The organism is Leeia oryzae DSM 17879, assembly GCF_000376945.1.
Lineage (GTDB): Bacteria > Pseudomonadota > Gammaproteobacteria > Burkholderiales > Leeiaceae > Leeia > Leeia oryzae.
Genome location: NZ_AQXU01000025.1, coordinates 739,501 through 765,717, shown reverse-complemented (window position 1 = coordinate 765,717; position 26,217 = coordinate 739,501). Strand labels below are relative to the sequence as shown.

Annotated in this window: 13 protein-coding genes; all 13 read left to right on the top strand. The window is 46.6% G+C overall.

All coding sequences use genetic code 11. From position 1 onward, the window contains the following. Window positions 1-839 precede the first annotated feature (839 nt). The 13 genes from F552_RS0117020 (at window position 840) to F552_RS0116960 (ending at window position 26,072) form a co-directional block, all read left to right on the top strand. Window positions 840-8,423 carry a type I polyketide synthase gene (locus F552_RS0117020; protein ID WP_156802360.1) on the top strand — a complete coding sequence of 2,528 codons (7,584 nt, stop codon included), beginning with the start codon at window positions 840-842 and terminating at the stop codon, window positions 8,421-8,423. Continuing rightward, window positions 8,420-9,742, top strand: a complete 1,323-nt coding sequence (locus F552_RS0117015) for an aminotransferase class I/II-fold pyridoxal phosphate-dependent enzyme (protein WP_018152978.1) — start codon at window positions 8,420-8,422, stop codon at window positions 9,740-9,742. The genes F552_RS0117020 and F552_RS0117015 overlap by 4 nt, the downstream gene beginning before the upstream one ends. A 23-nt stretch (window positions 9,743-9,765) precedes the next feature. Next, entirely contained in the window at window positions 9,766-10,953 is a 1,188-nt protein-coding gene (locus F552_RS0117010; protein WP_211208307.1) for a polysaccharide biosynthesis/export family protein, read from the top strand. A 42-nt stretch (window positions 10,954-10,995) separates the two neighbouring features. Further along, the gene (locus F552_RS0117005; RefSeq protein WP_018152976.1) at window positions 10,996-11,781 is read left to right on the top strand and encodes an ABC transporter permease; all 786 of its coding nucleotides are present in this window, start codon (window positions 10,996-10,998) and stop codon (window positions 11,779-11,781) included. Then, a complete protein-coding gene (locus F552_RS0117000; protein WP_018152975.1) occupies window positions 11,778-12,440 on the top strand; it encodes an ABC transporter ATP-binding protein in 663 nt (220 codons plus the stop codon). Before F552_RS0117005 ends, F552_RS0117000 begins: the two co-directional genes overlap by 4 nt. Window positions 12,441-12,481: 41 nt before the next feature. Next, a complete protein-coding gene (locus F552_RS0116995) occupies window positions 12,482-13,609 on the top strand; it encodes a KpsE/RkpR family capsule polysaccharide export protein (RefSeq protein ID WP_018152974.1) in 1,128 nt (375 codons plus the stop codon). A 124-nt stretch (window positions 13,610-13,733) separates the two neighbouring features. After that, the gene (locus F552_RS0116990; RefSeq protein ID WP_169333614.1) at window positions 13,734-15,380 is read left to right on the top strand and encodes a coiled-coil domain-containing protein; all 1,647 of its coding nucleotides are present in this window, start codon (window positions 13,734-13,736) and stop codon (window positions 15,378-15,380) included. Beyond that, a complete protein-coding gene (locus F552_RS20220; RefSeq protein WP_018152972.1) occupies window positions 15,377-17,170 on the top strand; it encodes an O-methyltransferase in 1,794 nt (597 codons plus the stop codon). Before F552_RS0116990 ends, F552_RS20220 begins: the two co-directional genes overlap by 4 nt. A 1-nt stretch (window position 17,171) precedes the next feature. Next, a complete protein-coding gene (gene wecB / locus F552_RS0116980) occupies window positions 17,172-18,314 on the top strand; it encodes a non-hydrolyzing UDP-N-acetylglucosamine 2-epimerase (protein ID WP_018152971.1) in 1,143 nt (380 codons plus the stop codon). A gap of 83 nt (window positions 18,315-18,397) precedes the next feature. Continuing rightward, complete coding sequence (gene wecC, locus F552_RS0116975; protein ID WP_018152970.1) at window positions 18,398-19,660, top strand: UDP-N-acetyl-D-mannosamine dehydrogenase; 1,263 nt, start codon at window positions 18,398-18,400, stop codon at window positions 19,658-19,660. A 17-nt stretch (window positions 19,661-19,677) separates the two neighbouring features. Further along, window positions 19,678-23,046, top strand: a complete 3,369-nt coding sequence (locus F552_RS19725) for a glycosyltransferase family protein (RefSeq protein WP_051078339.1) — start codon at window positions 19,678-19,680, stop codon at window positions 23,044-23,046. Between the two features lie 29 nt (window positions 23,047-23,075). Continuing rightward, a complete protein-coding gene (locus F552_RS0116965) occupies window positions 23,076-24,725 on the top strand; it encodes a hypothetical protein (protein ID WP_156802358.1) in 1,650 nt (549 codons plus the stop codon). Between the two features lie 81 nt (window positions 24,726-24,806). Continuing rightward, window positions 24,807-26,072: a hypothetical protein gene (locus F552_RS0116960; protein WP_018152967.1), complete on the top strand. Its 1,266-nt coding sequence runs from the start codon at window positions 24,807-24,809 to the stop codon at window positions 26,070-26,072. The last annotated feature ends 145 nt before the right edge of the window (window positions 26,073-26,217 follow it).

Sequence of the window (26,217 nt, the reverse complement as noted above, 5' to 3'; positions counted from 1 at the left end):
TGTAGATGATTTTTTATGACATAAATTGTCATAAAAATTTTTGATGTAAGTCATGTAGTTTGTTTAATGTTACATATTGGAAAAATATTTTCTAAATATGACTGTTTGTTCATAAATATTTTTCGTGCTTTTTCAAATTTTTCATAACGTAAAATATTGATTATTATGATAATCTATTTTTTTTGGCCGTTGTTATTTTATGACAATAGCATTTTTTGTTTGTTTTCAAATGTTGAAAATGTCTACATAGTTGTTTATCCTATAAAAAGTTAGTGTAGTTTGATGTTAAAAATAGTTTAAACACATCCTCAAAGAGACGCATGTGATTTTTGTTTTTTAATTTCAAAATTTTCAAAATTAATTCTGCATTAAATGATAATTTTTTAATTGAAAAAATTATATTTCAATTACCTTGGATGAAATTTCTTTTGATTGGTATGTTCATCTAAAGACGAGAGTCATAAATCCACGGCATGAGCAATAATTAACTCCTTTTTTACAGGGGTGTAGTAAATGTGCTGGTATACCTACTCAAGTTGAAGCGGAGATGAAAAAGGTGTGCGATTTGAAGGTTCTTTCAGAAAGTATTTATATGATCGCCATGAAAGAAAAATTTCAGCTGTTAGGTTAACCAGTTCGAACATGATTATAAATTCAGCTGCTTGATATTCTGTATTTAATTTAATTATCTTAATATTTATCAGAAGACTATGAGTGATTTTTTTAGATTGGCTCCTTCATAATTAAATATATAATGAGAACTGGTTAGTAGTCGAATTTTAAAAAATTTCATATCTTATAAGAGATGCTTTATTTATTGATAGTGGTGATACAGTTAGATGAATCAGATTGAAGTAATAAATAAAAGTGAATCTTCTTCTTACAATTTTTCTATGGAAACGAGTGTGGTTCCCCCATCATCATCTGCTATAGCTATTGTTGGATATGCATATCGTTTTCCTGGTGATTTAGCGGATGATGCAGCTTTTTGGGATGCTCTGAAGCAAAAACGAGACTTGATCACTCAAGTTCCATCTGATCGCTGGGCTGTTGATGAATTGCAACATGTTAAGAGATCCGAGCCAGGGCGCAGTATCACCTTTTCTGCTGGCGTATTATCACGCATAGATGAGTTCGATGCCGGTTTTTTTGGTATTTCGCCGCGTGAAGCGGCTGTGCTTGACCCACAGCAACGTCTTTTGCTCGAATTGGCTTGGGAATCAATGGAACATGCTCGTATCCCCCCTTCTCGCTTAGCCGGTTCGAATTGTGCTGTTTACGTAGGGATTTCCGGATTCGATTATGGGATGAGGGGGTTGGATGACCTTGCCGTCATGACTCCCCATTCAATGACCGGTAATACCCTCAGTATTGCGGCTAACCGAATCTCTTATGTATTCGACTTGCACGGACCTTCATTGGCGGTCGATACCGCTTGTTCATCATCGCTGGTTGCGTTACATCAGGCTTGTAACAGCCTTCGTGCCGAAGAGGTTTCTGCAGCACTGGTTGGTGGGGTAAATCTGCTCTTGCACCCTCATCCCTTTGTCGGTTTTACCAAGGCATCAATGTTGTCTGAAGATGGGCGCTGTAAACCTTTTGACGCATCTGGTAATGGTTATGTCCGCTCAGAAGGTGGTGCAGTCTTGATGCTAAAGACCTTGGATAAGGCTATAGCTGATGGGGATCAAGTTCATGCAGTCATTCTTGCTAGTGGAGTCAATGCAGATGGTGCTCGTAAGACAGGCATTACCATCCCCAGTAGCGAAGGTCAGGCGGAGTTAATGCGAGAAGTATTGGCACGCAGCGGGCTGTCTGCTGCGGATGTCGACTTCATTGAGGCTCATGGTACTGGCACAACCGTCGGAGATCCGATTGAGGCAGCAGCAATTGCGCAAGTCTATGGTCGGCAGCGTAGTAGTCCGCTACCAATTGGGTCAGTAAAGGCCAATCTCGGCCATCTTGAGCCAGCTTCTGGTCTTGCCGGTTTGATCAAAACAATTTTAGCGCTCAAAAACCGTGCTTTACCGTCAGCACTACACCTTGAGACACCCAACCCACGGATCGACTTTGCTGCACTTAACCTTGAGTTGATCACAGAATACAAGATGCTAGACCCACACGGAGATAAGCCCTTGGTTGCCGGGCTTAACTCGTTTGGTTTCGGTGGTGCGAATGCGCATGTTTTGTTACAGGAGTTTCGTAGCCAACCAGCGGTCACCATATCTAGTAATAAAATCTCACTACCGCCACTCTTTCTCTCGGCTAGAACAGACGCCGCTTTACGAGATTTATCGCAACGCTATGCCGATTTTCTAAAGTGCAAGTCGGAGGAGGATTTCTATCACATCGCATGTGCGACAGCTTTTGGGCGAGAAAGGATGGAGAAGCGGCTAGCACTTCGGGCTGATTCGGTCGAATTGGCCATCAATCAGCTGGAGAAACATGCCAAAGGTGATGCCTCAGATGTCTATATTGAAGACTCTTTGCCAGAGGGTGGTGGGGTCGCATTCGTTTACTCAGGAAATGGTGCTCAATGGGTAGGAATGGGGCAGTCTTTGTTGTCTGCTTCAGCAAGGTTTGCCGAGATTCTGGCGGATCTAGATACTGTTATGTATCCGTATGTCAAATTCTCTTTGTTAGAGGAGCTTCGAGTTTCTGAGGAGTTTGCTCGGTTGGATGATACAACCGTTGCCCAGCCGTTGTTATTTGCTATCCAGGTCGCTATAACAATGATGTTGCGTGAGCAAGGTGTTATCCCTGTGGCCGTAACTGGTCATAGTGTCGGAGAGATTGCTGCTGCATGGGCAGCAGGTGCTTTTGATCTTAAACAGGCAGTTCGAATTATCTCTGCCAGAAGCCAGGCACAAGGATTAATGCGTGGAAAAGGGAGGATGGCTGCCGTTAGCATGTCAGCCCAAGCTGTAGCTGCATTGATCGATAGCATGGGGGATGTGCTCGATGTGGAAATTGCTGGAATCAATAGCCCGGGAAATGTAACTTTATCAGGCAGTTTGGAGAGTCTGTCTCGAATAAAGACGTTGGTCGAAGCCAAGGGCATTTTCTTCCGTTTGCTAGAACTGGATTATGCCTTCCATAGTCGCCAGATGGACCCTGTGGAGTCTGAGCTAGCGAGTCTCCTTGGTGTATTACATCCAGAAACGACTTATCAGGCACAGTTTGTTTCTACAGTGACCGGGGATGTGCTGGAAGGCGCTAGTCTTGATGCAGACTACTGGTGGAAAAATGTTCGTGAACCGGTATGCTTCGCAGCTGCGATTGACACACTGGTGGCCAAAGGTTGTCGCATATTTGTTGAAATTGGCCCGCATGCTATTTTGCAACGCTACATCAGTGAATGCCTCACATTTGCTGAGGTGAAGGGGCGCGTTATTCCGACCTTGCGTCGTTATGACGATGGTGTTGCCAAACTGAACGAGGCCGTGCTGCGCGTGCAATTGTGTGAAAAGCAACCAGATTTTCACAATCATTTTCCTGTGCCTGGTATACCAGTCAGTTTGCCTTTGTATCCTTGGCAACGTGAACGGCACTGGATGCCTTGGACCAGCGAAGGCTTGCGTTCCATTGCTCGTCATCGCGTACACCCATTGTTGGGGTGGCGTCTGATGGATGCAGAGTTGGCCTGGGAAAACACGCTTGATCCTATACTTTTGCCTTGGTTGGCAGACCACAAGGTGGGGGGGGCTATTGTTTATCCAGGTTCAGCTTATGCTGAAATGGCTATGGCGGCCGCTCGCGAGCATAAAGGTGGTTCGCATTTCATTGTCGAGCCACTTGATATTGTTGCTCCTATGGTGTTTGATGGCCAACATGCACGCACCCTGCGTTTTGTCTTTAACCTGCGAGACAATACTTTTCAAATCAAGAGTCGCCAGCGCTTGAGCGAGGACGAGTGGACCTTGCATGCAGCCGGCAGGCTGCTAGATGCGACGGGCAGGCTACCAGCAGTGCATATTACTGGCCCGGCAGAGACTGCGACAACGCACGACAGAAACACTCATTATGCACTAGCCACTGCGCTAGGACTGGATTACGGGCCTGCCTTCCAGAGACTGCGACAGGTCCGTTTTGAAGAGGACCGGCTTGAAGCGGACTTGGTGTCGTCCACCCAGTTGGAGCTAAATGGATTCTTGTTGCATCCTGCAGTGTTGGATGTATGTTTCCAGGCGCTGGTCAACATGGTTGGTAATGAGGCTCGTGAAGCGCAAGGAATAGCTTTGTTACCCGTTAAGATGGGGCGCATTGAGTTGTGTCGTCAGACAGAGGTGGTTCGGTTCCGTGCTTTGCTTCGCAGGCGTTCAACCCGCTCGGCGTTGGTTGACTTTGAACTGTTTGATGCAAGTGATGCTTTAGTCGCGAGCATCACCGGGTGCCGTTTTCGTGCGGCTCATCTAAAGTTTCAAGTTCATCAGAAAATTGCCAATTGGCATGTTGTACCGTGGTTGACTCCGCACCCCAAGGATGGGCATGTCACGCAGATTTCCATAGCCCATTCCGCAGCACGTGCACGTGAGGTGTTCAGTGATCTCGCTAGCGAACGTCAAGTCTGGTTTAAACAGATACTGCCCCTTAGCGAGGTGCTTACACTATCGTTCGCCCTTGAAGCATTTCATCGGCTGGCAAAAGATAACCCACAAGGTTGGCCACAGGTATTTAACAGCCCATTGGCAACGCCTTATGTGCGCTGGCTTGCTGAGTTGCTTCGTAATGAGGGGGTTCTTCAGCAGGAGGGTGACGAGTGGTATCTGGTGACTGATACCGATTTACCTCCTGCAAAAGTACTTTGGCAGAGTCTGTTGCGGGATATGCCTGATTATCTGCCACACTTAACCCTGCTCGGCCGGATAGGGCTGCGGTTACCTGCTTTGCTGGCAGGCACGAATGATGTTGGTTCTCTACTAAGTGAGTTACAGAGTTCGCCGGTAGCTGAAGTGCTATATAACGATGATCCTGCCTATCTGGGGGTATGTCGTGCACTGGAGAGTGTGTTGGCAAATCTAGCTACAGAACTACCTAGCTCACGCCGACTGCGCGTGTTGGAGTTCACCAACGGCTGTAGCGAACTTCCAAAAGGTCTAATCAGAACTCTGAGGGAAGATCAGTTCGATTATGTCCTGGCCCATGCCAACGATACGCTATATGCTCGGCAACTAAGTGAGTATCACGAACACCCTAATGTGATTGTTACGTCATTCGATGCTGATACGCTGAGTCTTAGTAACGAACAGTCACTGCCTGATTGCTATGATGTCATTATTGTGCGACATGCTTTACATCGCAGTCATGATGCGCGGGCGGTTCTGCAACAGCTGGGGTCTTTGCTTGCTATCGGGGGGATGTTGGTATTGGCTGAGCGTTACCCCGATTGGTGTGCAAACCTTCTCGAAGGGCTGAATCCTGCGTGGTGGCATGTGGCGGACGGGCAAGCTCCCCGCTCATCGCTCCATGCTCCCGAGGCTTGGTCACAGGTGATGGCAGACGCTGGTTATGATGATATTGACATCGTCATTGAGCCAGCCTCTGAACAACTGACTGAAGGTGCCTATCTTTTATTAGCTCAACGCGCTCAGACCGATCAGGTAGATCCCGCACCATTGCCGCCAGAGCGATGGTTGCTGCTGAATGACTCGTCTTCTTCTAAGTTGACTGAACAATTATACCTTCAACTCGAAGAGAGTGGCCAACAGATAATAGTTCGTACCGAGGCAATACAGGAGGAACTGGGATTCGACCATATTGTCCACTTGCAGGCTTGGGAAGAGACACCTGAATATGCAAGTAGCGCAGTGTCAAACTTATTGTCATTGGTTCGACAGATTGTAGCTATGCCCGGCAAAATACCTCGGTTGTGGCTGGTGTCTCGTGGGGGGGCGCTCTTAGCAGGACTGCCTGCAGGGGAAACGCCAAATCCCGTGCAATCCGCATTGTGGGGCTTTGCCCGGGTGGTCATGAATGAATACCCGCAACTGCGTTGTACGGTTATTGATCTGGATGGTGAGGTATCAGCAGACACACCTTCTCGACTGGCTCGTGAGTTGTTATACCCGGATGGCTGCGATGAAATCGTGTTAACCGGTTCAGCCCGCTACTGCCCTGTGATGCAAGAGGCTCAGTATCCAACAACCATGAGTTCGGACAGCTCACATTATCGTCTGGATTTCTTTGTACCCGGGCAGTTACGTAATCTGGTCTGGCTGCCAGAAATTGAACATAGATTACAAGACAATGAGGTGGAAGTTGAGACTCGTGCAACCGGGCTGAACTTCCGTGATGTTATGTATCTAATGGGTCTATTACCGGATGAGGCTGTGGAAAAGGGGTTTGCTGGCGCAAGTCTTGGACTTGAGTTTTCAGGGGTAGTACGCAGGATAGGAGCTAATGTGACGACATTGTCTCCTGGCGATGCTGTGATGGGCTTTGGTTCTTCATGTTTTGCGAGTCATGTAGTAACTCACGTTCAAGCTATAGAGCGTCTTCCAGATGGCTGGACCTTTGAAGCTGCTGCAACAACACCAACGGTTTTTCTTACAGTCTATTATGCACTCAAGCAGCTAGCCTGTTTGCAGGCAGGTGAACGGGTGTTGATCCATGGGGGGGCTGGTGGTGTTGGTATTGCAGCCATCCAACTTGCCCGCCAGTTGGGTGCAGAGATATTTGTGACCGCCGGCAGTGATGAAAAGCGGGACTTTGTTGCTTTGCTAGGTGCCGACCATGTCTTTGATTCCAGAAGTCTATCGTTTGCCGATGATGTACTCGCGGCAACAGCCGGAGAAGGCGTGGATGTGGTGCTCAACTCGTTGGCCGGAGAGGCCATGCGACGCAGTCTCGATGTGCTTAAGCCTTTCGGACGTTTTCTTGAACTTGGCAAGCGTGACTTTTTCGAGAATACCCCTGTTGGTTTACGTGTCTTCAAAGATAATATCAGCTATTTTGGTATTGATGCTGACCAGTTGCTGACTGGGCGTCCCGCCTTTGCGGCCCAAATGTTTCGGGAGGTAATGGCACTGTTCCATGAGCAAGCACTTGCCCCTCTACCGTATAGGACCTTCCCGGCAGATCGAATTGTGGACGCCTTCCGGGTTATGCAGCAGGCCAGGCATATCGGCAAAATCGTGGTTTCTCAGTCGGCGCAGCGACCAGCGCTTTCCATGACTACTGTATCCCCAATGGAATGTCACTTTGACAAACGCAGTAGTTGGTTAGTGACTGGGGGGCTCGCAGGGTTTGGCCTAGAGTCCGCACGATGGCTGGCTGAGCGTGGGGTAGGTACACTGATGCTGGTGGGACGTCGTGGACTTGACACACCCGGTGCATGCGAAGCAATCGCTGAACTGGAGGCCATGGGAGTGAGGGTTGTTGCCCGTGCATGTGATCTGACCGATACATTAGCTGTTGCCTCGCTGTTTAATGAAATTGAGCATACCTTGCCTCCGCTGGAAGGTATTTTGCATGCGGCAGCCGTATTTGATGACAAGCTAATTGGCAATATGGATGCACAAAGCATCCAGTCGGTATTGAACGCCAAGCTGCAGAGTGCTTGGCATCTGCATCAGGCAAGTGCTGCACTACCACTCAAATATTTCGTGCTTTATTCATCTGTGACTACCGCTATCGGGAATCCTGGGCAAGCCAATTATGTGGCGGCCAACGCTGCTTTGGAGGGCTTGGTTGCGTTACGTCGCCACTTAGGTCTGCCTGCGGTGAGTGTAGCTTGGGGTCCAATCGGCGATGCCGGATATCTAAATCGCCATCAGGCGGTAAAAGATGGTCTTGAACAACGTTTGGGTCGCGCAGCGCTATCAACGAAGGCGGCACTGTCACAACTTGATCATGCGCTGGTGACTGCTACCGGCCGCTTCATGCCAGCAAATTTCGACTGGAACGTACTAGCCAATTTGTTACCTTCTTCCAAAGGCAGTCGTTTTGCCATTCTCAACCGAAGCCGGCAGGATGCCGGCGCCAGTGGGGACTTGCTAGATATCCGCGCGATGATAGATGGCAAGTCTTCCCAAGAGATTGTCATGATAGTTCGTGAGCTTGTCGCGCAGGAGGTTGCCAAAATATTATGTATTAGCCCTGACCGGATCGAACACAATCACTCGCTACATGATTTAGGAATGGACTCCTTGATGGCTGTCGAACTGGCCATGGGCTTGGAGCAACGTTTTGGCATTCAGTTGCCGGTAATGATGCTGAACGATGCACCAACTGTTAGCAATGTTACAGCACGTATTGTAGATAAACTCTGCGGTGGTGATAGTGTCCAGCAGACTGCATCTGAGCCAGATCTGGTTACAGGGCTGGCAGGCAGACACGGTGAGGGTCTTAGCCAAGACGATGTGCATCAGTTGAATGAAGATGCGCGCAAACTCGCGCAAACTGGAACCAGATTGATCTTATGAGTAAAGATTTAGTACAAAAAACCAAAAACCAACTGATTGATCGTATTCTGGGAAAGAAAACAGGCACTAGCAGCAAGGAACTACCACCGGAACGAAAATCTGTTCTTGCTGCCATCCCAGAGGCCTACACTCGCTTTGATCGTCTTCCTGGGTATGAGCAGATGCTGGTGCCAAAGGCTGCAGCTGACCGACTGGGATTGGATAATCCTTTTTTTAAAGTACACGAGGCAGTAGCTGGTGCAACTTCACGTATAGACGGGGCAGAGTACGTCAACTTTTCTAGTTACAACTATTTGGGACTGGCAGGTCACCCCGATGTGAATGGAGCCGCCAAAGCCGCAATTGACCGCTATGGCACCTCTGCATCAGCAAGTAGGCTTGTGGCCGGTGAGAGGCCGATACAGCGGGAGCTTGAGCATGAGCTGGCACAATTATATGGCGTTGAGGATTGTGTAGCCTTTGTGAGTGGACATGCTACTAATGTCAATACGATCGGGTATTTGTTCGGACCAAAAGACCTGATTATTCATGACAGCCTGATCCATAACAGTGTATTGCAAGGTATTCAGCTTTCTGGTGCAGCCCGTCGTTCGTTTGCACATAATGACATGGTTGTGCTTGACCAGATATTGACAGACATTCGACCGCAATTTGAACGGGTTTTGATAGTGGTTGAAGGGCTGTACAGCATGGATGGCGACATTCCTGACTTGCCCACGCTAATTGAAATCAAGCGTAGACATAAAGCCTTCCTGATGGTGGATGAAGCACATGCATTGGGTGTTCTTGGCAAAACTGGTAAGGGCATACATGAGCATTTTGGCGTGCAGGGCAAGGATGTTGATATCTGGATGGGTACGCTCAGTAAAACCTTGGCCAGCTGTGGTGGCTATATTGCAGGCGAGCGGGCGCTGGTTGAGCACCTTAAATATGCTGCACCAGGTTTTGTTTATAGTGTTGGTTTGTCACCGGTATTAGCAGCAGCATCGCTTGAAGCGTTATATGTCATGCAGCGCGAACCCGAACGTGTTACTTCATTACGAACGCGAGGGCAGCAATTACTTGCAAAGCTTAAAGAACAAGGGATCAATACAGGTTTTGCGGAAGGCTATGCCATTGTTCCTATCATTGTTGGCAGTTCAATCAAGTCGGTTCGTTTTTCCAATCAACTATTTGCCAAGGGCATTAATGTCCAGCCCATTGTGTATCCTGCCGTAGAAGAAAAGGCGGCAAGATTGAGATTTTTTCTGTCTACATCGCACAGTGAACAAAATATTGAATTCGCTTGCCAGACCATCATGACATTGATGCGTAATTAACTGTTTATTGAAATGAAGCATAAATGATGAATAAAATTAATCCATGTTTTCATCGGCCAGCCTTATTGGTTAGTGTTGTAGTTGCTTGCTTGATGAGTGGATGTGCCACATACCCTGGTTGGGTATCTTCAAGTGGCCCCAGCAGGGAGCAAGTGCAGACCAAACGAGATGCTAAGCGCATAGATGGTGTCAAACTAATTGATGTTGATGATGCTTTGGCCAAAAAACTGGCGACGGCCAAACAACTGGGGCGATTTTCTGATGTTTTTCCAAGCAAGACATCAAATAACTACCTAATAGGCCCAGGCGATATTATTGAAGTGTCTATCTGGGAGGCCCAGCCTCCCATGTTGTTTAGCGGAGTATCGCTAGATGGCAAGGCTGTGGCATCAACGTCACAGGCCGTTAGCCTGCCAGATCAGATGGTTTCCACTGAAGGAACGATCAGTATACCCTTTGCTGGCAAAGTGTTGGTGAAGGGACGTACAACCGATCAAATTGGTGAAGAGATAACCAAGCGCCTGTACGGCAAGGCCAATCGGCCCCAAGTCCTTGTGCGGGTAGCCAAGAACAACACTTCAAATGTCACTGTTGTAGGTGATGTCAACTCAAGCGTAGTCTTGGGGCTGACGCCCAGAGGTGAGCGCCTGATTGATGCGCTGGCACTGGCTGGTGGTGTCAAACAGCCGATTAACCGTACGGCCATTCAGTTATCACGTGGTGATGTTACTTCTACGATGGCACTGGATTCCATCATTCGTGATCCCAAACAAAATATCATGCTCAAGCCCGGAGACGTGGTGACGGCACTCTTTCAGCCTTTAAGCTTTTCAGTGCTTGGCGCCACCGGAAAGAACGATGAAATTCCTTTTGAAGCCCAAGGCATCTCGCTAGCACAGGCGCTAGCCCGCTCGGGCGGGTTAAACGATACCCGGGCAGATGCAAGAGGTGTATTTATTTTTCGGTTTGAAGATCCGAAACTGGTTGCCAGTGAGCCAGCATCTGGCTCCATAGTCAATGGCATGGTTCCTATTGTTTATCAAGTTGATCTGCGAGATCCATCATCCTTTTTCGTAACCCAGAATTTCCCCGTCCAGAACCATGACGTTATTTATGTTGCCAATTCCCCAGCAGCCGAGTTCCAGAAGTTTCTAACCATGGTTCTTTCGGTGACCATGCCAAGCGTGACACTTAACCAGGCATTCAAGTGAGTTGCATGATGTTTTCAAGGCAATATCTTACCGAGTACCGTTATGACTAAAACAAGAAATCCGCTGGCGATTACGTTTGATGTCTGGCGTGCCATTTTCTTGCGAGAAGCATTGGACCGTCTGTTTGACATGCGGGCGGCCTGGTTTTGGTTGCTGATGGAGCCGGTTATGCACATTGGCTTTATCACTGCACTATTTACCGTGGTCCGGTTGCATAAGATTGCCGGAGCAGATACCGCTGTATGGATTATCGTTGGCATGTTGGCATTTTTCCTGTTTCGTCGTACCGGTATCCAGGTGATGTATGCAGTAGATTGTAACAGTCCAATGTTTGCCTACCGGCAAGTGCGGCCATTTGATACCGCTATAGTGCGTGGCGGTCTGGAAGGTTTTTTGATGGTACTCGTTTCTGCCATCATTTTGCTGACAGCCGCGTTTCTTGGGCATGACGTGATCCCAGACGATTTGATTCAGACCGGTATTGCCTTGCTGGGACTCTGGCTGTTTGGATTGGGCTATGGACTTGTGTCATCGGTTTTGATGGCGCTGGTACCGGAAACCGAGCATATCCTCAAGATATTGATGATGCCGCTATACCTGATTTCCGGTGTCATTATGCCGATGGGGTCTGTGCCGCTACCATATCGAGATTGGTTATTGCTTAATCCAATTGCAAACGGTCTTGAACTGGTGAGACAGGGGTATTCGCAGTACTACCATATGGCGCCTGGCGCCAGCATGAGTTATTTGTATCTTTGGGCTCTGGTCAGCATCATGCTGGGCCTGATGCTGTATCGGCGTTTTGACTTGAAGCTGGTGACGCAATGATTATCGTCAATGACGTACACAAACGTTACAAAACAGAACACGGAGCAGGTAAATGGGTGCTGCAAGGTGTTAACTTCACGATACCACAAAACCTAAGTGTTGGACTGATCGGCAAGAATGGTGCAGGCAAGTCCACGTTACTACGAATGATTGGCGGTGCTGACCACCCTACCAAAGGCAGTATTGAACGCCGCTGCAAGGTTTCTTGGCCAATGGGTCAAGGCGGACTGGAAGGGACCCTAACTGGCCGTCAAAATGCCAAATTTGTGTGCCGCGTGCATGGACATCAAGCCAACTTAGCCGACCGACTGGCGTTTATCCAAGATTTTTCAGAGTTAGGCGAAGCTTTCGATGAGCCGATCAGTACTTACTCCTCAGGCATGCGTTCTCGCTTACAGTTCGGTTTGTCTTTGGCGTTTGACTTTGATGTTTATATTTCAGATGAAGTCACTGCTGCAGGTGATGCTGCATTCAGAAAGAAAGCGGCAGAAGCATTCAAAACAACGACCTCTCGGGCTGGTTTGATTATGGTCGCGCATGACGAAGGAACACTCAGGGATTTTTGCCAGGCTGGCGTATGGATTGATAACGGTAAAGCCCATTGGTTCGATGATATCGAGGATGCGCTAAAAGCCTACAAGGACACATTGCCAAAATGATGGGCCAAACTAATTCTAGCAATAACAAGAAACAGACGGGTATGGAAAAGCTATTTAATCGTATTTTCGGTGATTTGATATCAATAAAAATATTCAGCATCATGATTAAGCTGTTATTTGTGCTGACAGTATTTACTTGCGTGTATTGGCTGTTTATGGCGTCAGACCGTTATGAATCGAGTGCGAGCCTGATTATACGGAAGACTGACTCTTTGACTCAGCAAAGTGTGGATTTGCCTTTACTGATTTCGGGCGTTTCCTCGGCTAGCCGGCCGGATCAGCTGCTGTTAAGGGAGTATCTGCTATCAGGCGATATGCTCAGGAAACTGGATAATAAACTGAAGTTACGTCGTCATTATAGTGATAGCCGACACGATATATTTTCCAGGCTATGGCATGAAGATACCCCAATGGAGTTGTTTCAGCGCTATTTTGAAAAACGGGTAAGCGTAGACTACGACGAGTTTGTCGGGGTGCTACGCATCAAGGTGCAAGCCTATGATGCACAAACTGCACGCGCAATTGCTGCCACCTTGGTGGCTGAAGGTGAGCGCTATATGAATCAGCTCGGTCATGAGATGGCCGAGACCCAGGTGAGTTATCTGGTCAACCAGGTACAAGTGGCACAGCAACGTTCCCAGCAAGCAACCCAATTGTTGGTGGACTACCAAAACAAGAAGGGCTTGCTGTCACCACAGGCTACTGCAGAGAGTATTAGCAGCATTATTTCCGGGCTAGAGAGCCAGCGCGCACAACTGCAAACACAACTGGCTTCCTTGCCAAAATCATTGGATGCAGATCATCCTAATCTGGTGATGCTCAAGCAAGCACTGAACTCTGTGGACAGTCAGATTGCCAAGGAAAAAGCCCGCTTGGCAAATCCGTCTGGTAACACACTCAATGTATCCATGGAAGAATTTCAGCGTTTGCAGATGGATGCAGGTTTTAAGCTGGATGTTTATAAATCGTCACTGGCTGCGCTGGAAAAGGGGCGCTTTGATGCTGCACGCATGTTAGACAAAGTCTCCGTATTACAAGCGCCTAGTCTGCCGGATTTTCCGCTTGAACCACGCCGGCTCTATAACATTCTTGCTACCTTGATTCTTGCTTGCATGTTTGCGGGCACACTCAAGCTACTGGAAGGTATTGTGCTGGATCACCTCGATTGATGACATCCTGAGACCTCGCATGCAAATAATTGAACATTTTAACAAGACAGAATCAGTATCCACAGATGCCCGGTCTCTGGCCTTGGAAGACGAAAACAAAATGCTGATTGAACAGCTGCATCTGGTGCAGGAAGAGCTGGAACGGCTGCATTTGGAGAATAATCGCCACACAGGAGAAGGTGTGGCTGGCCAACGCTTGCTATGGGTGGATGATGAGTTGCCAGAGGCCCTTGCAGAAAATGCACGTTTGAAGGCAAGACTGGGGGCAGAGGTACAACTGCGTCAACTGAGCAATACTGGCTCCCTGGATAGCAAGCTGGGGCAACTGTTAATCCAGAGTGTAGATCGCCCAGCCAGCCTGTGGGAGTTACCAGTCAAATTGTGGCGTACATGGCGGGATTATCGAAAAGCACCGCCGTCAGCACTTGGAGGCAAAAATTTTGACAAGGTGCTAGCTGCCTGGCAGACACAAGGTATGAGCGCAGTAGAAGCTTTGCTTGAGAATGCAGCGGTTACTCCGCATATTCAGGCGAATGCCTACACAGCTTTGGCACGTAGTCTGATGGACAAAGATACCCATCATGCAGCAGAAGCATCGCGTCGGGCTTTTGCACTGGACCCTAAGCCATATCGGCAAAAGTGGCTGGTCTTACGCTTGCATGAAGCAGGGGTGCTGGACGAGGCAGAGGCGATGCTGGATGCGCTGCCGGCAGGTATACAAATTAGTGAATCCGAATCCAAACAGATTCGGCAGTTGCGGCACGAGGCTGAGTACAAGCGAAAGCTAGAGGCAAAGCAGCAAATCGGCTATGCAGAAAAACGGGCTGAGATAGATGCTAGCATCAAACAGCTAACTCGGCAGTGCGAGGAGCAAGCACAACAGCTGGTTAACTCTAAACGCGATATGGATCGTTTGCAACAGGAGAAGACTCAGCTGGAGCAAAGCGCCACTGATCGGGAAAGCCTTCTGCAGCAACAACAATCACAGCTTGCTGAATATCAGAACCAGATTTTGGCCCTTGGTCAGACGGGATTGATGCTGGAGCGGGAAATGGCCGAGCTACAGTTACAGACTACCCGACAACGTGAAGAAAACAGTCTGTTATTAGAGCAAGTACATCAGCTGCAAGAGGTTGTAGAGAGCCATTTCCAGCAAATGGCTACTGCTGAGCAGGAAAAGATGCAGTTATTGGCCCAAGCCGAAAAACAAAACCTGATTATTCAGGAACTGGAGCAGGAGAGAAAGGCGCTGGCACAACAACTGGCCAATGCAGAACTGAAGATAACGGATCAAGAAACGCAACTGGAGAAAAGTCAGAGTGCACTGGTTGCCGCACAAACCGAGCATGTGGCATTTGTAGCGCAGCATCGCAATGTCTTAGAAGCATTGCAACAAGCGAAGACTTTGCTGGAACAGGATAAGGACGTGCTGACAGAACAAGTCGCTGCAGGTCAGCACACACTGGTCGCAGTACAAGCCGAGCATGAGAAGCTTGTTACACATCAGCGGGGTGTGATTGAAGCATTGCAACAAGCAAAGATTTTGCTTGAAAAAGACCAAACCAGGCTGGCGCTTCGAGATGAGGAACAGGCCAAACAGCTGTTGGAATGTAGCCGACGGGTCAGTGATCTTGAAGCGCAATTGCAACAACGGCAGCTAGAAAAAACCGAACTGACAGTACGTCAGCAGCAAATGCATGAAGAGTTGGTACGGGCAGAGGCTCAGCTTGACCTGATAAAAGTGATGGTCCTCAAGGATGAAGGGCTATGACCGTGATGGGTAACAAGGAGCAAGAAGTGCAAGCAACTTCTGGTGAAGCGTTGGCGATGGTAGAAGATACCACGCAAATGCTCATGCCCTTTGATGAGCACCTGATTGAGCGGGCACGTAGCCAGTGGCAGTTTGGTGATTGGGGCACTCTGACCGACATACCGTTTGAAATTATTCAGCATCATCCAGACAGGGCAACGCTTGCTTTGTTTGTGGCGGCTGGGCACTTACAGAGTGGCAATGTGCACGAGGCCCAACAATTACTGCGATTAGCTACCCGTTGGGGGGCTAGCAAGGCCAGTCTGGCACGTATATTGATTGCGGGGGTGCATAACAGTCTTGGGCGAGCATCAGCACTGAGTGGCCAACAAATACGCATGCTCAAGCATTTTGAGTCTTCTCTAGGCGTAGGCACACCTGGAACGGATATCCGTTTGTTGACCAAGGCCCGGCAGAATGAACAGTTGTTGCAAATAAATGCTGGCGTAGATTCCCTGCTCGCAGAACCTGTTGGCGTGCCAGAGGGCTATAGCGTGCAAAATACCCGCCAAAAAACTGCAGCATGCAGCTATTGTATGCGTGTGACATTCAGACGGGAGAATGTCCCATCGACATCGCTGGGTTTTAATAGCAATAAACCGGAATGGGTGATGGCGCAGTCCATGCTGCTTGAGTACAAGACAGAAAATAATGCGCCACTGTATATGGTTAGCAATGAAGGTGGCAATTTTGAAAAGCCGCCTGCTGAACCTCAACTGATACTGAACCCTGATACAGCCTATATATTGAGCGGTGTGATTGAGCAGCAGGGAAGTTCTAAACCTGTTGTCTGGTCATTTCAGTATGCAGGGGGAAAAAGAGCAGAATCTCACAATATCACTGTCAATAATGGACGTTTCCGTCTTGCTTTTCGCACGCTGCCCAATCTTGAGGCTATGGCAATAGGCATTCGTCTGGCAGGCGAAGGCCATATTGATTTGCAAAAAACGGTGTTCACACTCAAAGAGCAGAATAACGAAGAACTGATTGCCTATTTCGAAGAGAAAATCAACAAGCTGGAAGACGCCAATAAGCGCAGCGTCGAAAACTCCATGCGACAACTAGAAGCCTGTATCCGGCTGCAGCACTATCTGGGTGATGACACTATTTTGCCTGACATGCACAAATGGCCAATCAGCCCTGACTTTGGCGTGCTGCTGATTAATTTGATTGAACAAAATGGTTATGACGGCATTATTGAATTCGGATCAGGCACTTCTTCCCTGATTGTTGCCAAGGCATTAGAGCGTGCAGCGCGACGACCGGATAGCAAACCAGTGACCTTGTTGACCTTTGACCATCTGGAAGAATATGCCGGCAAAACAAGCAAACTAATCACGCAATCAGGTCTTGAGACCTATGCCACGGTGGCTCTGGCGCCGCTACAAGCTTGGCAGGCCAGTAATGGTGAGCAATTCTCCTATTATGCCTGTAGCGAGGCCATTCGACAGTATCGCCAAGAGATGGGGGGTAATGCCTGCAAAATCCTGGTGATTGTAGATGGTCCACCGTCTACCACTGGTAAACATGCACGCTACCCTGCTATGCAACAGGTACTGGATGCATGTAATGGCAAGGATGAGGTGGCCTTCCTGATGGATGACTACCTGCGTAAGGAAGAGCAGGAAATTGTCATGCGATGGATAGGGTTATTGGATGAGAAAAACATTAAATACGAGAAAATCGAATTCAATAACCTGGAAAAAAAGGCATGTTTGCTCAGATTAAACTTTGGAAAAGCAGAGAAATAAAATGACCCCCAAAAAACTAAAGGTATTGGCCGTATTTGGGACACGGCCGGAAGCTATCAAGATGGCGCCTGTGATCAAGGCGCTGGCTGCAGATGCTTTTTTTGAAATCAAGGTTTGTGTCACGGCCCAGCACAGACAGATGCTGGACCAGGTGCTGGAGATATTTTCTATTACCCCGGACTACGACCTTAACCTGATGAAACCTGGGCAAGACCTGAGTGATATTACCTGTAATGTGCTGCTGGGTATGCGCACTATCTATCAGCAATGGATGCCGGACATTATCTTGGTGCATGGTGATACTACCACCACACTGGCTGCCAGTTTGTCTGCCTACTACGCCAAGATACCTGTAGCCCATGTAGAAGCCGGGTTACGCACCCACAACAAATACTCGCCATGGCCAGAAGAAATGAACCGCTGCATAGCCGGTGCCGTGGCGGATATCCATTTTGCCCCTACACCGCAGGCGCATGCGAATTTGCTGAAAGAAGGGGTGGACGGCGACAGCATTCATGTGACCGGTAATACGGTGATTGATTCCTTACTGGAGGTTGCAGAATGCGTCAAAAGTGATGCAAAGGTCAATGCAGCTCTGGCTGCACGGTTTGACTTTCTTCGGCCTGACAAGAGCGTCATTCTGGTAACGGGCCACAGGCGCGAGAATTTTGGGAGTGGTTTTGAGAATATCTGCGTGGCCTTGCGAGAAATTGCAGGGAGAGGAGATGTACAGGTTGTGTTTCCGGTACATCTTAACCCGAATGTCCAGCAGCCCGTACAACGGCTGTTGGCCGATGTACCGGGCATGCACCTTATAGAACCACTAGACTATGTACCCTTTGTCTATCTGATGCAGCGCAGCCGGCTGGTGATTACAGATTCTGGTGGTGTCCAGGAAGAAGCACCGTCTCTGGGCAAGCCGGTATTGGTAATGCGTGATACCACTGAGCGCCCAGAGGCGGTAGAGGCAGGTACTGTCAAACTGGTGGGGACATGCGCAGACACGATTATCCGCGAGGCATGCCATTTGCTGGATAACCAGGATGCCTATCAGCAAATGTCACGGGCCCACAACCCGTATGGTGATGGTCTGGCTGCGACACGTATCAGAGAAGCCCTGAAGTCATTTACCGTTGCTGCCTGAATGATCAGGACAGCTGGCCTGGCCCAAGTTTATTGCCGCACCAACACTTACACGTCTAGATAATCATTTTTGAGAAAAATGCGATGTTCAATACTATCTCTATGATCGGCCTTGGTTATATCGGCCTGCCCACAGCAACCCTGTTTGCCTCCAGAAAGAAACACGTAATTGGAGTAGACATTAACCAGCATGCCGTTGATACCATCAACCGGGGCAAGATTCATATTGTAGAACCAGAGCTAGACATGCTGGTACACGCCGCAGTTACCGAAGGATATTTGAGAGCAACTACTCAGCCAGAACCTGCAGATGCTTTTTTGATTGCCGTGCCAACCCCCTTCATGGATGGTCATAAAGCTGACTTGCGCTATATAGAGGCAGCTGCCTTGGCCATTGCACCAGTATTGCAAAAAGGGAATTTGGTGATTCTGGAATCCACCTCTCCAGTAGGGGCCACAGAAAAGTTAGCCGCTTGGCTGGCAGCAGCCCGAAGCGACCTTAGCTTCCCCCAGCAAGCAGGTGAGGAGGCAGATATCCAGATTGCTTATTGTCCGGAGCGTGTATTGCCAGGGCGTGTGGTGCACGAGCTTGTGAGCAATGACCGGGTGATTGGTGGCATGACCCAGGCTGCCACAAGCAAGGCGACGGCGCTGTACAAGATATTTGTAGAAGGGGCACTGGTGCCAACCAATGCCCGAACCGCAGAAATGTGCAAGCTCACAGAAAACAGCTTCCGTGATGTGAACATTGCCTTTGCCAATGAACTATCACTGATATGCGACAAACTGGGTATCAATGTATGGGAGCTTATCCAGCTTGCTAACCGCCACCCGCGTGTCAATATCCTTCAACCAGGTGCCGGCGTTGGTGGCCACTGCATTGCAGTTGACCCATGGTTTATCGTAGAGACAACGCCAGAACAGGCACACATTATCCGTACTGCCCGTGAGGTAAATGACGGAAAACCAGAATGGGTCATAGAAAAGATAAAGACAGAAATTGCCGATGTATTGAAACAAAAACCGGGCATGACCAAGGGCGATATAAAAGTTGCATGTCTGGGTCTGGCATTCAAGCCGGATATTGATGATTTACGAGAGAGCCCGGCTGTAGACATTACCCGAGAACTTGGCCTGCTTGGCAGCCAAGTTCTCGCTGTTGAGCCCAATATCGACACCTTGCCTGCTGCCTTAGAAATGCCAAACATTAAGCTGCTTACGCTAGATGCTGTGCTGGCAACGGCAGATATTGTCTGCGTGTTGGTAAAGCATAAAGAGTTTACCGAGGCGAAAGTGCAGATTGGCAAGCAAGCCCGGTTGCTGGATGTTGTTGGTCTGCTTGCCTAGTCGCCAGGGAAAACATTGTGTCTCAAAAAAAATCCATGGTAAACCTGGCGGCGGCAGAGTATTCGGCTGGAAATTATCGCCGTGCCCTGCACCTTTATCGGCAACTGTCTGAAAAAATTGGTCAGAAATTCTTTAATGCGAATATTCAAATCTGTGAGCTTAGACTGTCAGCGCTAGGCCGCCGGGATTGCCAAAGCATGCCGCTGAAAGAGATGAAGGTTGCATGCGTTATGGACGAATTTACCTTCCATAGCTATAACCCTGAATGTAATCTGTTTCAGCTTAGCCCTGATCATGTTATCAGAGAGCTGGAGGCATTTAACCCGGATTTACTGTTTATCGAGTCTGCATGGCGCGGCAAGGATAATGCCTGGGATCGTAAAATTGGTACGTTAAGCGAGGAGCTTCGGTCTGCCCTGCTGTGGTGTAAGCAACGCAGTATACCAACTGTCTTTTGGAACAAAGAAGACCCCATTCATTTTGAAACCTTCCTGACAACTGCGCAGCAGTTTGATTATGTGTTTACTACCGATATCGACTGTATCGCCCGCTACAAGGCTGCGTTGGGACACGAGCGTGTTTATCTGCTTCCATTTGCTTGCCAGCCAGAAACACATAATCCGATTGAGTGCTATTCGCGCAAGGATGCGTTCAGCTTTGCTGGTGCTTACTATGTCCGTTATCCAGAACGCACCAGAGATCTGGAAAACTATATTAAAGAGTTCCCCGGGTTCAAGCCGCTGGAGATATATGACCGGAACTTCGGAAAAGACGATGTTAATTATCAATTCCCTGCCGAGTATCAGCCATTTATTGTAGGCACACTGCCATTCAATGAAATTGACAAGGCCTACAAAGGCTACCGCTACGCAATTAATCTTAATTCGATCAAGCAGTCGCAGACCATGTTTGCTCGCCGTGTTTACGAGCTGCTAGGTTCCAACACGGTTACAGTGAGCAATTTCTCGCGGGGTGTACGCACCCTGTTTGGGGATTTGGTTGTATGTAGTGATAGTGGTAAAGAAATCATCAAGCAGTTGCAGGCCATGGACGGGGAGGCAGAGCAAAAATTCCGTTTGGCTGGTTTACGTAAGGTCATGCTTGAGCACACCTACCGGCATCGGTTGGCCTATATTGCAGGTATTGCGCTGGGCAGCCGCCCGTCAGATGACTGCCCGCAATTACTAGCACTTGCAGAAGTTAATTCGCTTGTACAGTACCAGTGTATTTTGGATAACTTCAAGCGACAGACCTACCCGAAACGACAACTTCTCTTGGTCACTTCCATTGATTTATCGGTTGAGTTGCCTGACGGGCAGGATGAAGGTCAAGTCCGAGTGCTTAGCGCCACGGATGCAAGCCAACTTAATCTTGGCGATGTTGCTGATGCAGATCAATGGCTGGCGCCACTTAGCGCCGCAGATTACTACGGCAAGAACTATCTGCTTGATCTTGCCATTGCTACTTGCTATGCCAAAGCAGATGTTATTGGCAAGGCCGCACAGTACTGCTTACAGGCATCCGGCATCACGCTGGAAGGCGAAGGTCAGACCTATCAGCACGGGGTGAAGATTCCCCGCCGAGGAAGTCTGGTGCGAGCAACACAGCAAATGCTGGATACACCGCTGCCAGATTGGCTCGCTCAGGCTGGACAGGGTAACTGGGATACCCTCGGGTTGGCGATCGACCCTTTCAATTATTGTCGCGATGGGCAGCAAGCAAGCATGCTGGAAAGCGTGACAGACCGGGTAGATGATTTACCTTTGGATCAGGGGCTGAGCATTGTTGAAATCTTGCAGGCGGCAGAGCAGATTGCCCCGGCTGAATTTGATGAAGCCCGTCTGCCCAAATGGAGTGCCAGCAAACTTCATGCATTATGCACACTATCTAACCATCCTCACCTGTCTTTTAGACTGGAAGCAAGCGGACTAATAATAGAGTCTAACTTACCGGATGGTAAGCATGAGTATGTCTATGCGCGTGAGGATATACCAGTCAAACAGTTGCCGGCTGTAGGTACACTGGAGACCTTTCTTGATACTACCCCCGGTTTGAATATCCAATATGTGTTCCTGTGCCTGGATGCTGACAAGAAGAAGCTTGGCCATAGTATACATACGGCCAATCGCAACCATGCCGCAAAACTAGCAGATGGCACTGCATATGTACGTTTTGGCTGGCGAGTCTATGGCAGCGGAGTGGCAACGGTCAGAAACCTGCTGTGGGGGCATCGCAAACAGGCGCCTGCAAGGCTGCTGGGGCGAAGCAATACCCTGCTACTGACCAATCATTACCCAAGCTATGAAGACCTGTACCGTAACGGTTTTGTCCATAGCAGGGTGAAAGCCTATGCCGAGCATGGTGTGCAGGTGGATGTCTTCCGCTTGCGCCCGGATGACTCAGTCAGCTATCACGAATTTCAGAATATAGATGTAGTAACCGGCAACCAGCAAGCGTTACGCATGCAGCTGGCGACGGGCAAATATCGCAATATCCTGGTGCATTTTCTGTCGCCAGACATGTGGCAGGTACTGAAAGAATTCCCCCATATCAAGAAAACTATCTGGCTACATGGTGCGGAGATTCAGCCTTGGCATCGTCGCGACTTTAATTTTGAGAGTGAGCAGAATCGCAATAAACGGGCTCGGGAGAGTGAACTGCGGATGGCCTTTTGGCGCGAAATGCTGCAACCCTTCCCTGAGAATGTGAAACTGGTATTCGTATCAAAATATCTTGCTGAGACAGTCTTTAAAGACCTGGGCCTTTGTATACCTGAAGACCACTACACCATCATTCATAACCCAATAGATACCGATCTATTTTCGTACCTGCCAAAGCCGGTAGAACAACGTAAGAAAATTCTTTCCATTCGACCTTATGCTTCAAAGATATATGCCAATGATTTGAGCGTAGCCGCCATCTTGCAACTGGCCAAGCAGCCCTTTTTTAATGAGCTGGAGTTTAGGCTGATTGGGGATGGCAAACTGTTTGAAGAAACCCTGGCTCCTTTGCGGGAGTTCTCAAATGTCATCATTGAGCGTCGTTTTTTGAGCCAGACTGAAATTGCCGATCTGCACAAAGAATATGGCATATTTTTGGTCCCTTCCCGCACCGATACGCAAGGGGTTTCTCGTGATGAAGCAATGGCCTCCGGGTTGGTGCCTGTGACCAATGCGGTAGCAGCAATTCCGGAGTTTGTAGATGATAGTTGTGGAGTACTTGCAGCAGGTGAAGATGCTACAGGTTTGGCAAATGGAATTGTTGATCTTCATGCTGATCCAGGATTATTTTCGGCTATGTCAAATAAGGCTTTTAAACGAGTTACGAGTCAAAGTGAGAAGAAGTACATTATTTCAAAAGAATTGATGCTCATTGCAAAACATTAATAATGCTTGCCAATAAAGCGAGATGCAAAATGAATTTTGATTTTCCATGGCTTACCAAAATTCCTAATGAAGGTAAAATGCTATTCTCATTAGAGGTTCAAAGAAATTGTGAGTTGGATATTAGCTTTGACTGTACTTGGTCTGATTCAACTCTTGGTTCAAATCTATTGTTGGTAATTAGAGGTGGCGAACTTAACCATGAAGAAGCAAAAAATCTTGGTTTTTTACCATCAAATTATGGATATTACAAATATATAAAACAGAATATTATTAATGGTCATGTTTGTGTAAATTTTCAAATATCATCTGCCGTTAAAGAAATATGGCTTGTCCCTTTTTGTACCAAAGAGCCTGTTTATATAAAAGAACTGAAATCAAAATATAATCAATATGTAAATATTAAAGTACAGTTAGTATCTTTGATAGATAAGAAGCAAGTTCTAGTGATGGCACCTGATGAATTTATAGCGATTAATGCAAATTTATTGAAATATGGATGTAGTGCGGATTGTTGTATTCACTTCAATAAATGGTTTAACTCAATGGATGGTTTTGCGTCACGCTGGGGTGAACATTTGGGGCGGGATAGCATAATGCTGCAAAGTGCGGAGGAGTCTTTTCCAGCCATATTACATAGAGGTCAACCTGCATTATTAAAGATACCAAAAGATATTTCTGAATGGATGTATGAGATAGGCGATAAATCAAGAAATATGATCTCTAAAGCAAGGCGGTTTGGTTATTATTATAAAGATGTTGATCCATCGGATGTTGGACAAGGTATTTATGAAGTAAGAACTTCTGACCCAATGCGACAAGGTAGGAGTATTCCAGAGTATTTTTATACTAACCCTCCAAAGTTTGTTATTGACAGAAGTAAGGTTTCTTGTAGGCATCATGATGAATTATTTATAGGGATTTTTTTGGGTGAACAACTAGTCTCTTATATAACTATATTTGTTTTTGGCCAGTTGGCCGAGGTAAATCATATTCTTTGTCATAGTGATCACCTAGGCAAAGGCGTGATGAATTACAATTTGTATTGCGCTGTAAACTGTTTGATTAAAAATAATCCAGAAGTGAAGTATCTAAATTATTTGTATGTTAGCAATTCAAAAAAAAATGGCGTTGATCTTTTTAAGAAAAGCATGGGTTTTAAATCTCAAAAATTATTTATTTATGATGGAAGGTTTGATCTGGCAGGATTTGAGACATCGGTTACCCATTTGAATGTTAATGCAGCCAATAAAGAGCAGAAAGCATATAAAAAAGAAATAATAAAAAAATATAAACCTAATGCAACCTATCCGGTGGTATCTGGCGAAATTACATCAATTAATGAGATATCTGAAAAGCTAACTATAGATGCTAGTCATATCATATTTCTGGAAAATCCAGCTCCTAGTGATTTTGTAAAATTCTGGTCGTCAGGAATTCGAAATATAGCTAGCGAAATTTCTGTAGGTGCTTTCATTGCTATACACTTTCCAAAGGAAATTCCATTGAATGATAAACATGGGATAGCAGACTATCTAACTCGTAGGTTTAAAGCTAATCCAAATATTGAGATCGAAGGTTTGCGTTGTGGTTTCAAAGGGAGTGCATTCCGCTTGGTAGCTCTTTTTGATTGTGTAGGATGGGGTGATGATAACAGTTTGCTTGTGCTTGAAAAAGTATAAGTGTGATTGTTCTTGAATTTATGTGCTTCATAAGTTTATAAAGTGCATAGATTATTAAAAATTTAATTTTCTAGAGATGCTATGATAGGCCGCCTTGATAATGATTTCTTAGATAAGATTGATGATTTATTTAAAAAAGTTGATTTTTTAAATGAAACTGATGAATTTATTTTTGATGTGATAGTGAAAGCATATGAGTATTGCTTTTTGAATGGTGGAGGGAGTACTTATCTATTTAAAATATGCCAGATCTATACTAGAAGATATAAAGGAATACATAAGGATGTTGAAAGAATTTCTTTAATAGCGCTGCGTAATAATGATCACCCTGATGCTGTAGTATATTATTGCCTGGCGGTAATTCATAATTATGGCCGCGAAGAGGCCATGGAGAAATTGGCTGAGGCGCAAAATTATTGCACCAATAAAAACACTAAGGCTTTGATATTGGTTTTTGAGGCTACATTGTATTGGCGTAATGGGGATTTTGGAAAATATGTGTCATTACTGAAAACTTTCTTTAATGAAAAAGACCAAAATTTTAATCCTTATATGGCAATACCTTGCTCCACTGTTTGGTTGAATGGAGAGTCACCAAAGAATTTGGTAATTGATAAGAGTGGGAAATTGTATCAATGTTTTGAAAATTCTAATCATAAAGAAATTATAAATTGTAATGATAGTGTCGACTATATCGTCTCTATTTCTTGTGATTCGAAGTATTTTGAGATATATAATAAATATATCATTGAATCGTTAAGTTTTACTGGTGATAATTTTATTTGCTTTGTTACTATATCTGATACTCTTTCGTCTGTTCCAAATGGTTATGACAATCGTTTTGTGTTTAATCAATTGGATTTGGAGCGTTCAGGTAATATTGGTCCTATTTCTTCTGCCTTGAGATATTTAGCAGCTAGCAAAGTGAGGAATTTTTCTGATAAACCGATTGTAGTAATGGATTTCGATTGTGTCATTAAGGGTTCACTTATTCCCTTGATTGAGGCTCATAAAGATAAGACTATGGCATTGCGCTTTTTAGAGAAGCAACAATGTTTGCCTTGGCAGCACATAACGGCTGGATTTGGGATTTTTTACTGTAATGAAATTTCTAATGAATTTCTTTCAACTATAGAAGCTTTTCTTTATCATAGTTTAACATTAGATGGTGAGCAATGGTGGGTTGACCAGAACTCTCTAGAAGTAGCGGGACGCTTTGTTAGCATGAATAAGGTTTCTAATTTATTTCATGACCTTCCTATGTATACTGTAATACCAACTGGTAGTCAAAACTCAAAATTGACACGTTTATCAAATGCACTTCAATCTATTAAATTTGAAAATTGATAGTATATGAAATATTTTGTTAAGATTAAATAATTTAAATTTGGGTGTTTTTTAATTTATTAAAATAGATGTATATAGGCTATTGACGAAAATTCCTATAAATATCTTTTGTTAAGATTTCTTGATTATATACATATACCCTGCC